8 protein-coding genes are annotated in these 12,280 nt (G+C 56.3%); 7 read left to right on the plus strand and 1 reads right to left on the minus strand.

The genetic code is table 11. The features are described 5' to 3' along the window. The first annotated feature begins 97 nt into the window (after positions 1 to 97). From OSO_RS0136975 to OSO_RS0137020, 7 genes are all read left to right on the plus strand, one after another. Positions 98 to 1,213, plus strand: coding sequence for a Gfo/Idh/MocA family protein (locus OSO_RS0136975; protein WP_029247851.1), 1,116 nt, complete (start codon positions 98 to 100; stop codon positions 1,211 to 1,213). A 108-nt stretch (positions 1,214 to 1,321) separates the two neighbouring features. Further along, positions 1,322 to 2,524 (plus strand): ABC transporter permease, encoded by a 1,203-nt coding sequence (locus tag OSO_RS49115; protein ID WP_010587805.1) that lies wholly within the window; start codon positions 1,322 to 1,324, stop codon positions 2,522 to 2,524. 370 nt (positions 2,525 to 2,894) lie between these two features. Continuing rightward, positions 2,895 to 4,004, plus strand: a complete 1,110-nt coding sequence (gene dnaN, locus OSO_RS0136990; protein WP_010587806.1) for a DNA polymerase III subunit beta — start codon at positions 2,895 to 2,897, stop codon at positions 4,002 to 4,004. Positions 4,005 to 4,185: 181 nt separating this feature from the next. Then, entirely contained in the window at positions 4,186 to 4,491 is a 306-nt protein-coding gene (locus OSO_RS0136995) for a DciA family protein (protein WP_010587807.1), read from the plus strand. A 72-nt stretch (positions 4,492 to 4,563) separates the two neighbouring features. Further along, on the plus strand, positions 4,564 to 7,137 hold the full coding sequence (locus OSO_RS0137000) for a DNA gyrase subunit B (RefSeq protein WP_010587808.1): 2,574 nt from the start codon (positions 4,564 to 4,566) through the stop codon (positions 7,135 to 7,137). Positions 7,138 to 7,550: 413 nt separating this feature from the next. After that, complete coding sequence (locus OSO_RS0137010; RefSeq protein WP_157606008.1) at positions 7,551 to 8,438, plus strand: alpha/beta hydrolase; 888 nt, start codon at positions 7,551 to 7,553, stop codon at positions 8,436 to 8,438. 406 nt (positions 8,439 to 8,844) lie between these two features. Further along, complete coding sequence (locus OSO_RS0137020) at positions 8,845 to 9,222, plus strand: hypothetical protein (protein ID WP_010587810.1); 378 nt, start codon at positions 8,845 to 8,847, stop codon at positions 9,220 to 9,222. A 135-nt stretch (positions 9,223 to 9,357) separates the two neighbouring features. Here OSO_RS0137020 and OSO_RS0137025 read toward each other — a convergent pair whose 3' ends face one another. Further along, positions 9,358 to 11,751, minus strand: a complete 2,394-nt coding sequence (locus tag OSO_RS0137025) for an arylsulfatase (RefSeq protein ID WP_010587811.1) — start codon at positions 11,749 to 11,751, stop codon at positions 9,358 to 9,360. Positions 11,752 to 12,280 lie beyond the last annotated feature (529 nt).

Here is a 12,280-nt window from a genome sequence, read left to right on the forward strand (position 1 = left end):
AGAAACCTCCGTTGGATCGAACTTCGCGCAGCGCGACTGTAGAATGCCGGGCTTTGTGATCAAACAAACCGGACTTCGACCGTTTTAGGGTTCAGATATGTCGCACGTAGGTTTCGGGATCGTGGGTTGCGGAATGATCGCCAATTTCCATGCGGAAGCGATCAAGCGGATGAAGGGCACCAAGCTTGTTGCCTGTTTCGACAGCCGTCCCGAATCCGCCACGGCGTTCGCAGCCGCCAATCCCGGTGTGACCGTTTACACCGACCTGGACGAAATGCTGAAGGATCCGACACTGCATATCGTCACGATTTGCACTCCCAGCGGGGCTCATATGGAACCCGCGGTGAAGGCCGCACAGGCGAAGAAGCACGTCGTCGTCGAAAAGCCGATGGAGATCACGCTGAAGCGATGTGACGCCATCCTCGATGCCTGCCGCCGCAATGGTGTGATGCTTTGCCCGATCTTCCAGTCTCGGTTCAGTCCGGCCAATATCGCATTGAAAGAAGCGATCGACGAAGGGCGATTCGGCAAACTGACACTGGCCGATACATTCGTCAAATGGTGGCGGACACAAGAGTACTACGACGGGCCCCAGCCCAAGGGCTCCAAGACCCCCGTCAAAACCGGCTGGCGCGGCACTTGGAGTCTCGATGGTGGTGGCGCGTACATGAATCAGGCGATCCACAACGTCGATTTGCTCTACTGGCTCATGGGCGACGTGGCGGAAGTCAGCGCCGTGACCGCGACCCTGGGGCACGAGCGGATCGAGGTCGAAGATGTCGGCGTCGCGGCGATCAAGTTCAAAAATGGTGCGGTCGGCACCATTACCGCCAGTACGGCCATCTGGCCCGGCTTGTTGAAGAAGACCGAAATCCATGGTACGGCTGGTTCGGCGATTGTCGAACAGGACGACGTGTTGCTTTGGAATTTCGAAAAGACAAAGCCCAAAGATCGTGCGGTTGTCGACAAGTTGATGAACAAAGAAGAAGGTTCGGGCGGGGCCAGCGATCCCAAGGCGATCAGCTACGTAGGACATATGGAGCAGCTCAAGGACTTCGTGAAGGCGATTCAACTGGGCAAAAAGCCCAAAATCACCGGTGACGAAGGGCGGAAGGCGGTTGAAATCATTCTCGCCATTTATCAGTCCTCTTGGACGGGCAGGCGTGTTGCGTTGCCGTTGGCCAAAGACCCCAAGCGGCCGAGCGGAAAGTGACATTGCGGCCAGTACAGTCAGGCGGCTGGTGAACTGCGGCTTGCCGACGCTCGAAATGATCTCGATCACGCAAACGCTCGTCTCGCGCCAAGGACGTGAACAGTTGCCATGACGAATTCACTCGAAACTCGTGGTCTGACTCGTTCCATGTGGAGGTTTGCACTCCGGCTGGGTCGGCCGTTTCTGGCGCTGTTTACTGTCGCCTTGCTGTTCTATGTTGCCGACTATTGGAAGCATGGTCAGGCGGCCGCCTTTGGTCAGGAAGAAAACCTTCGCAACATCGCGACGCAAACGGCGATCGTCGCGGTGGCGGCGCTGGGTATGACCGTTGTGATCATTTCTGGCGGGATTGACCTGTCGGTGGGGACGGCGATTGCGCTGGCCGCCACAATGCTGGCGTGGAGTCTGAAGGAAGACATCGCGCTGCGGCTTGTTGTCGGGGAGAACGTTGCGCATGCCGCTCAACGCCTAAAAGCCGCTGAATCCGATAGGAACGCCGCAAAAGACGCCGAGGCGCTTGGAACGGCTGAAAAGCGAGTTGCCGAGCTCACAGTGCGTTTCGAGTCCGTTGAGCTGGCGTCAAAACGCTGGACGAAATGGACCCCGTGGCTGGCGCTTGTTGTCGGCGTCGGAACCGGTTGCTTCTGCGGGTTGCTCAACGGATTTCTGATCAGTTATTTGAAGATGGTTCCATTCATTGTCACCCTGGGGACCATGCAGTTCTACTTGGGGCTGGCGAAGTGGGTGGCTGACAATACGACAGTGCGGCCCGACCGTAGTACCCAGGTGCCCGCCTGGTATATGGATTTGCTAAGCGTCCGGCCGTCGGCACAGTGGCTTGGTGTGCCAGCGGGGGTTTGGGTGACGATTGTTCTGTCAATCATTTTGGCGGCCGTGCTGCACTATACGGTATTTGGACGTTACGTCTTCGCGATTGGTTCCAATGAGGCGACCGCACGCCTGTGTGGAATCAATGTGCCGCGGAACAAGATCGCGATCTACACCTTAAGCGGGCTGTTCGTCGGAATCGCAGGGCTCTACCAGTTTTCTCGTATGACGGTTGGTAACCCGACGTCGGGCGTCGGGCTGGAGTTGCGTGTCATCGCGTCAGTTGTGATCGGCGGCGGCAGCCTGAATGGCGGAAGGGCTACGGTTCTGGGGGCATTATCGGGAGCGTTGATCATGTCAGTGGTGGCCAGTGGCTGCACGCAGCTTGAAGTCTCGAACCCCGTTCAGGACATGTTGCTCGGAATCGTGATTGTCATTGCCGTCGCCGTCGATCAGTGGCGACATGGTAAATCGTCGGCTTAGGAAACTGTCGGCCGCGGGGTGTTCTTTCTGGCCGCTGATCAGCGTGCGCCGGGGACACGGCCGATTTGGCATTCCGTATCGTGATTTCCTCGCTGAGGGGGCGGCGTGTCGGTGAACGTCGGGGGGCTCGAAAATCAAGCTTCAGATGGGCCTTTTCGCGAACTGGGGAGCACTGATTCTTGGCTCGCCGGAATTCTCCGTCTGTTCCGCAGTTTTTAGCTACGAGGATGGGTCAAATCGAGTGCGTCGACAGGGCCGTTTTGTTACACTACACAGCCCGGAAAAATAAGGGATTTCTGCCGCCAGATTCAGGGCCCGGCAGCGATGCATCCGGGGAAAAATGTCCCCTCTCAAGAGGCCGTTCTCAACCATGCAATTGACTTGCCAGCGAAATTCATTGACCGCCGCCTTCCAGACGGTCGCGGGCGTCGTGCCATCGCGTACGCCAAAAGACATTCTCAAGAACGTCAAGCTGCAGGTCAGTGGAAACCAGGCCACGCTGACCGGAAACGACAGCGAGATTGGCATGCGTTGTGACGTGCCCGACGTCCAGTCCGATTCGCGCGGCGAAGCGTTGCTTCCCACCGCTCGCGTGCTGGCTGTTCTGCGCGAATTGAACGACGACCTGGTTCAGTTGGAAATCACGAACGACGCAACCTGGATTCGCTGTGGATACAGCGAGTTCCGGCTGTCTGCCGAAGATCCCGCCGATTTCCCGCCAGTTGCCACCTTCGAAGACACCGACTATTTCGTCGTTCCAGCCGCCGCGCTGCGGACGATGATCCGAAGGACGATTTTCGCCACCGACAGCGAGAGCACCCGCTATGCGCTGGGGGGAATCCAGATGGAACTCGGCCTCGACAAGGTGACACTCGCCGCCACGGATAGTCGCCGACTGGCTGTCGTGACAGCCGCCTCGAGCGTCGTTGGTAATCCCGCGATCCCCGCTACGTCGCCTGTGATTCCCTCCAAAGCGATGGGTTTGATCGAAAAGAGTCTTGGGGACGGCACCGGAGAAGTGCACATCGCGTTGCATCAAAATGACATCGTCGTCCGCTGCCAGGGGACGACAATCGCCAGCCAATTGGTGCAGGGCCGGTTCCCCGACTATCGCAAAGTGGTGCCCGAAACCTGCAACACGACGATCGATCTGGTTGTCGCTCCGTTCTACACGGCGGTGCGGCAGGCGATGATCGTCACAAATGAAGAAAGTCGCGGGGTCGATTTCGTGTTTGGCAAAGGCAATCTGAAACTTCAGAGTAAGGCCACGGATATCGGCGCCTCGACCATCGAAATGCCCATTGCGTACGACGGACCCGAGATGACGATCACGTTCGATCCTCGCTACGTGGCCGAGTTTTTGAAAGTGCTCGATTCGAGCTCCACATTCCATCTCAACCTGATCAGCCATGACGATCGAGCCACCATGGTGACCGATGATCACTACACGTACGTGGTAATGCCGCTGGCGCGTGATTGAGTTGTCGTCCCCGTCGATCATCGACGGGGACGTTCCTTTGATGCACACAATTGAGCTGACCGAGTTGTTCTTTAGAAATGGACTTGTAACTGCCTGTACCGCTGGTTCTGTCAGAATTTGAGTGCTTGATCGGGATGATGGACCAGACCTGATTACTGGAAACGGATGACAAACTTTACGCATGGCTGCACGTGACCCCCAACTGCTGTCCCTGGCTCTCAGCGAACTGATTGCGCTGCGTGGATTTGCGCGCGTGCGGGGCGACAATGAACTCGAAGCTGTTTGGAAAGCCGTCGCTGGACCCGAACTCGCCGCGCAGACGCGACCGCTACAGGTCAGCCGGGGGGTTCTGATGGTCTCGGTCGAGAATGCTCCGCTGCTCAGCGAAATCTCTGCATTTCAGGGACCGGAATTGCTGCAGAGACTGAAACAAAAAGCCCCGCACCTGAAGATCAAGAACCTCAAATTCAAACTCAGTGGAACTTGATCCCCCTCGAAAAATGACTCGCCAGCAACCCCTTGCTGGTGTGAGCAGTGATTGACGATACGGAGACCGATTTTGGCCGACTCGAACAAGCTCAACGCAGACGATCCTTCTTTTCCAGCCTCAGACAACGCACCCGCCGGTGCCGAGCCTGCGGCGGCGACCGGTCCCGCCAGCAGTGATTACGGGCCGGAACATCTGCAGGCGCTGAAAGGGCTCGAAGGGATTCGACATCGCCCCGCGATGTACATCGGCGATACGACGACGCTGGGGTTGCACCACCTCGTTTATGAATTGGTCGACAACTGTATCGACGAATGCGCCAACAAATTTGCCACGCAGTTGTCTGTGGTGATTCATGCCGACGGTAGTGTCTCGGTGGCGGACGATGGACGCGGCATTCCCGTCGGACCGATGCCCGAAGAAGACAATAAATCGGCGCTGGAAGTCGTGCTGACCAATATCCATGCTGGCGGCAAGTTCAATCGCGATGGTGGTTATAAAGTCGGAACCGGCGGTTTGCACGGTGTCGGGATCAAGGCAGTCAACGCCTTGGCGGAGTGGTTGGAAGCCGAAGTCCGTCGTGAAGGTCATGTCTGGACCATGGACTTCGCGCGCGGCAAGCCCACTACCGAGCTGAAAAAGCTGGGCAAAAGCGATACGACTGGAACGAAGATCACCTTCAAGGCCGACCCGGATATCTTTCCGGATACCCGCTACAACTTCGAACCGCTGGCCAAGCGACTACAGGAGCTCGCGTTTCTCAATGCGGGGGTGCGCATCCGCATTCTTGACGAACGGTCAGGTGAAAAAGACGAATACTTCTATCCCGATGGCATCGTCGAATTTGTCCGCTGGCTCAACCGCACGGAAACGCCGCTCTACGAACCGATCATCCGGGTTAATGGACTGCTGGATGGGATCGAAGTTGCTGTGACAATCCAGCACAACGACGGTTTCAACGACAACGTGCGGACGTTTGGAAACTGCGTGAATAACTTCCTGGGTGGAACGCACCTCAGCGGATTCCGCGCGGCGCTGACGCGAGCCGTAAACAACTACGGCAAACGTGAAAAGTTGTTCGAAGAAATCGTCCCGTCAGGTGACGACTTCCGCGAAGGGCTAGTGGCTGTCGTCGCCGTCCGAGTGCCCGATCCGCAGTTTCAGGGACAGACCAAGGAAAAACTGGTCAACGCCTCGGTTGAAGGTGTCGTCAATTCCATTGTCTTCGAGCAATTGTCGAAGTTCATGGAAGAGAATCCCAACATCGCCAAGCGAATCGCACAGAAGGGGTTGATGGCCGCCGAAGCACGAGAAGCGGCCCGCAAGTCGCGCGAAATGGTGCGGCGCAAGGGGGCCCTCACATCAGGCGGCCTGCCTGAAAAACTGCGAGATTGCCGCAGCCGCGAACTCGATATTACCGAACTGTACCTCGTGGAAGGGGACTCGGCCGGTGGTTCGGCCGATACCGGACGTGACTCGAACGTCCAGGCCATTCTGCCGCTGCGTGGTAAGATTCTGAACGTCGAAAAGGCGCAGTTGATCAAGATTCTCGACAACGCCGAAATCTCCAACTTGTTCAAAGCGATTGGCATTCCGCCGATGGCCGAGTTCGAGGATGTGACGAAACGGCGTTACGGTAAAATCATCCTGATGACCGATGCCGATATCGACGGCAGCCACATTCGAACGCTGCTGCTGACATTCATGTTCCGACACATGAAGCCGCTGGTCGAAAACGGATGCATCTACATCGCCCAACCGCCGCTGTACAAAGTGACGCAGCGGAACAAAAGTCGTTACGTGCAGACGCACGAGGTGATGGTTACCGAGTTGATGGAACTGGGCTTGAACGGAAGCCGAGTGATGTTTTCGAATGGCGATGCCATCGAAGGCGATCACCTGCGCCGTATCTCGACATTGCTCGGACGAGTGGAAGAACCAATCGAATTGCTCGAACGGCGTGGGATCACGCTGAAGTATCTCCATCGCCAGTCGCCGGAAGCTGATAAGCCGCTGCCCCAGTACCGCGTCTTCCTTGGCAAGGAAGAAAAGTGGTTCCATACCCGCGATGAAGTCGAACAGTTCGTGCATGCAGAAGAACAGAAACGCGGCACGGAACTGGAGATTGCTGGCGAACCGAACGGAACTCCAGCCCCGGTGAAAGAGGGGGCAACTCCCCCTGCGGCAACGCCCGCTGGAACGGTGAAAGAGGCACCGCTGCAAATCATCGACCTGCACGAAATGCGCACGATTAATGACGTTCTGCGTGAGCTCAGAGGGTATGGCATTCAGTTGCAGGACCTTTATCCGCCCGGTGCGAAAGATGGCGAAACCTTCTATCCGTTCCGCATTCTGCAGGACGATCACACCGTGAAGATGACCAGTCTTCGCGAACTGCGGCCACAACTGCGTGACCTGGGCGAACGAGGCATGAAGGTGACACGCTTTAAAGGTCTCGGTGAAATGGACGCCGAAGAGCTGTGGGATACCACCATGGACCCAGGCACTCGCACGTTGCTCAAGGTGACCATGGCTGATGCCGCGGCTGCAGATGAAATGTTCCGCGTTTTGATGGGCGACGCCGTTGAACCGCGCCGTGAATTCATCGAGAAGCATGCTCTCGATGTGAAAGATCTCGACGTTTAATACGAGCGATCTCGATCAAAATCAATGAGCCCCTGGGGTGTTTTTTACGCCGCCTCTGGGGCTTTGTTTTGTCCGCTCATGTTTTGAAACTTTCTTCGGAGGGTTTCGTCGTTCGTTCTCTGTCAAATCCGTCCATGATCGTCGCGGAACACCGAAGGATTCTCGTGAGGATCATGGACGTTGGCTTGCGCAGGTCTTGAACGACGCAGACATTCCACAAGTGTGTGCTGATGACAGACACGACGGCAATGATTTCGCTCGGTCCACGTTTGCGGGATCAGTCCTGCGGAAACAAAATGAGCTGGGGCCGATGTCCGCATCGTGCGAACTTCACTTTGACGCCCAGGTTTGCAATTCATGCCAATCCAGGCTTCGCCCCTTTTCAACCCGCCTATGCAAGTGAAAGAGTCACGATGCTATCGCTCATAAATCGTTTGATCTTCCTGATATGTCTGGCGGTCGTTGTTTCAACGGCATCAGCGGCACCCCCTGAAATTCTGCTGTGGTCGAAAGGTATGCCTGATCCTGTCATACCCGCAGACCCTCCTGAAAAGGTCGAGAAGGGGGTTGATGGGATTCAGCGTCGGACGAGCGTTTCGCAGCCTCGACTTTTCGTTCACGAACCACCCGCTGATGTGAAGCGAACAGGAGCCGCCGTGATCGTAGTGCCAGGCGGCGGTTTCGGCCTGCTAGCGGACGAGCACGAAGGTTCGGATGCCGCGATTTGGTTGGCTCAGCACGGTATTGTCGGTTTTCAGTTGGCTCACCGAGTCCCTACGAACAAGCTACCCGTGCCGAATATCGGACCCACTCAAGACCTTCAAAAGTCGCTCATTGAAGTGCGTCGTCACGCAACCGAATATCAGGTTGATCCCACGAAAGTCGGTGTCCTTGGATTCTCTGCCGGAGGTCAGGTCACGCTTGTCGCTGCGACGAACCAGCCCAGCTTTCCCGTCGAGGCAAACACCGAGTCCTACAAACCGGATTTTCTGGTGTTGCTGTATGCGTACCAGATCTACGATCCCATGACGAAGGGCCTGCGCTCCGACATCAATCTCGATGCCGGTCTACCGCCCACGTTCATTGCACAGATGGGCGACGACAAAGGCTCGTTAGCTCAGGGCAGTACGTTGCTGTATCTGGAACTCATTAACCGCCAAATCCCTGCCGAACTCCACATCTACGAAAAAGGCGGCCATGGCTTCGGAATGCGTTCTCGCTCCAACGCCACTGGTCCCACTGACTGGCAAAAGCGTGCGATTGATTGGCTCAGGGCTCATGAGTATATCGCTGCGCCATGATCGCGAATCGAAGCCCTTCGCTGTTCGGTTATTGTAGCGTCCAATCAATCCTCGTGTTTTGTTGTCCGGAATACTTCGGCTCGGGGGCCGTTGCATGATTGAAGGCGATCATAGAACGTTACACCAAATTTGGTATTCGTGACTCCGCACTCGTCGAAATGCGCGTGTCGTCAAGATTGTCGAACGGCGCGAAACGGCACGTTTGCTGCATTTGAGCGCGAGCTTTCTGCATCGTGACTGTTTCTTTGTCGGAACGTCATGATGATTTCAGGTTCTGCCTTGCTTTGACGAAATTGGCATCGGATCTGCGTTGCGATCAAGACAGATTTGCGGGCTCAGGGGACGCGGCGTTTGTCGTCGTTTTCTGCGTATCTGTTCAGTTCGTGCCCCATCGAAAGGATTCACGATGCAGCGGATCATGGCGTTGACGGTGGCGATTCTTCTGGTCTCTTCATTGGCATACGCGGCGAATGCACCAAAAAGAGTGGTTGTCACGACGACGATCCCCGGCGGACTGAAGATCTCGACGACAACCACGGTCGCGGCGAATGGTTCTGTCAGCGGTTCGGGCCAAATCACAGGGCCGCGATTCCGTTATAGTTTCGCAGTCACAAGAGTCGTAACCGCGAAAGGGACCGTGACGCTCAGTGGGCACTTTAACGTGCCAGGCAATCCGACCTTCACCCTGACTGCTGCCGTACCGAGTGGTGCTCAGACATTCAAGTACAGCATCTACGGCCAATCGTTCGCGTACACGGGTTCGGGAACGGTCGCGATCCAGTGATGCGCGGGATCGAGAGCTGGGAGTCGTGTTCACGAATCTGCCGCGGCGACCGCGTCCTGCGGAGCCCCGACAATTCTCTTCGTCTCTCGGACGGTGTAATGAAGTATCAACCGCGCGACGATGAGCGAGCTGTTGCTACTTCATCTTCGTTAAGTTGAATGTGATCTTCTCAATTTTGCCGGTGAACGCAAAGTCACCTCGATTCGCGTAGATGGAATCGATGGGAGTGATCGAGTCACGGCCGACCTCGAACGGTTCGAGGCCATGCCGGAAAGCCGTTCGCTTCAGATGCCCTTCGGCAACCTGCTTCCCATTGACGACAAGCTTCAGTGTCCCGCTGCCTTCCTTCGTGCCGTCAGGAATGAACTCGGTTCCCAGCGTGACTTTGCCTTCGGGCACTGGGGCGCTGCCAGCGATCGTTGCATCTGCGACGTCGAAGTAGGTGTAGTGAAACACGGGCTTGGTATCTTTGATGTACAGTGTCCAACCACACGAGAATGCTCCAACGCACGTCACCACACCTTCTGCGCCGCCTTTCGGAATGTCTAACGAGGCTGTGAGCGTGAACGGGCGGGGGAACAGTTGCGGGCCGATGGGTTCTGGCAACCAGACAGAATTGCCGAAATAATTCCAATGCGTCTTCGGGGGGCCGGCGATTCGTAATTTCGGATCCATTCGCTCGCTGAATCGCGAGTCAAGCGGAAGGACGTCGTACTGTCTTGCCTGCTCCTTAAAGAGCGTGATCAACTCCTTCAGTTTCTCGGGATGCTTCGCCGCCAGGTTGTCCGCTTCACTGAAGTCTCGTTCGATGTCGTAAAGCTCCCACGGTGCTGTTAGGAATCCATCGCCCCGGCCGGCGGTTTCCCATGGCAGTCCGTACTGACTGCACGCCACCCAGCCGTCATGATAGATCGCCCGGTTCGTGGCAAGTTCGAAGTACTGGGTGCTTCTGCGGTCCTTGGCCCGACCGTCCTCGAACGAGTAGACCATCGAAATTCCTTCGATCGGCTTTTGATTGATCCCATTCACGGTCTTGGGCTCAGGGATGTGGCACGCCTCCAGAATCGTCGGAACCACGTCGATCACGTGATGGAACTGAGTGCGCGTCTCACCCTTGGCTTTGATTCCATTCGGCCAGTGAACGATCATCGGATTTCGGGTTCCTCCGAAATGGCTGGCAACTTGTTTTGTCCATTGGAACGGCGCCGTCATCGCCCATGCCCAACCGACGGGCACATGCGGCTCACTCTTTGGTCCGCCGATTTCGTCAATCCGCTTGATCGTGCTCGCCAGTCCAAGCTGCAATCCGACCAGGCTGGCGATTTCACTGAACGTTCCTTCCAATCCACCTTCGGCACTTGCGCCATTGTCACCCACAACGTAAAGGATTAGCGTGTTGTCGAGTTCGCCCGAATCACGCAAACTGTCGATCAGGCGGCCGACTTCGTGATCGGTATAGGCCATGTAGGCCGCGTAATTCTCCATCAGTCGGGCGTAGACCTTCTTCGCGTCCGCCGACTGTTCGTTCCACGCGGGGATCTGTTTCGGGCGAGGTGTCAGCTTGGTTCCACTAGGAATAATCCCCAGCTCAAGTTGCTTTGCATGGGTCAACTCGCGCTGCTTGTCCCAGCCGTAGTCGAACTTGCCGACGTACTTGGCAAGCCAGTCTTTGGGAGCGTGATGGGGTGCGTGAACGCCTGATGTACTGAAGTAGTTGAACCACGGCTGATCTGGATTTGCGGCGCGAATGTTCCGCGTCCACGCGATCGCCTCGTCCGTCATGTCGGCTGTGAAGTGGTATCCCTGTTCTGGCGACTTGGGCTGCGGGACCCATGTCGTATTCCGGTAGATCGTCGGATAGAACTGGTGCGTTTCGCCTTGATTAAATCCATAGAAATAGTCGAAACCCAATCCCGTCGGCCAGCGGTCGAAGGGACCGGCGGGGCTGATGTCGGGCTCCGGGGTGTTGTGCCACTTTCCGAACATCCCCGTGGCGTATCCATTGTCTCGCAGGACTTCGGATACCAGCGCGGTGTTCTTTGGGATGATGCCGGTATAGCCTGGATACCCAGTACCCATTTCAATAATGACGCCCGTGCTGACGGAGTGATGATTGCGTCCGGCAAGCAGTGCGCCTCGCGTGGGACTGCACAGTGCGGTCGTATGAAACCGCGTGTACTTCAGGCCGTTGTCGGCCAGTCGGTCCATGTGGGGAGTTGGTACCGGGCCACCGAACGTTGAACACATTCCGAACCCGACATCATCAAGCAGGATCAACAGTACGTTCGGGCTTCCTTGAGGAGCCTTCACCGGCTGGGGATAGCTGGGTGTCGATTCTTTATACGTTTCACCAATCTTGCCCGTGAACGCGGGATCCGGCTTCGGCAACTGACTTCCGTCACTTCGCGCGACAGACGGATGCTGTGCGTCTTGAGCGAACGACTCGCTCCGTTGCTGAACCGCTGCGAACCAGCCCAGGCACGAGGCGACCATGATGACGGTGATCATCTGCAACGCAGATCGCTTCATCGGATTTTTTCCTTGCATCAGACGATGGGGTGAATAAGTGCAGAATTTGGCTCAATGCCAATCCGGATCGGTGTTCAAATTGTTCGAGTTCAAGATCGGAATTTGCTCCGAGAATCCTACCGTCACTTGTGATGGTCGTCGATGACCCGGGCCACAGGCGACTCTGCGAAAGTTCAATTCAGATATAGGATTGAGCATTTCGCGCAACTCGCCTTTGATAATCTCGATGATCTCGCTTTGCTGGAGTGCAGATTGGCCGGTCCGCAATGTCGTGATCGAAGCGTTGGCGCGTGAGACGATGTCGTCTGTTGTCAACAGCCATGAATCAACGTCAACATCAAGTGCGTTCAGATGGAATTCCAGTCGAACCTATTGCGCTATCAGTGAGACACCTTCGAATACGTGTCACGAATTCTGAAGACGTGCCGTCCAGATTGACAATGACTGGCTTACTAACCTTATACTGTACGCGTATCCACAGTTGTGCTGTAGCGGGTCGGTCTTCGTTGCTGCCGAATAGTGTGTTGAA

This window comes from Schlesneria paludicola DSM 18645, from assembly GCF_000255655.1.
Taxonomy (GTDB): domain Bacteria; phylum Planctomycetota; class Planctomycetia; order Planctomycetales; family Planctomycetaceae; genus Schlesneria; species Schlesneria paludicola.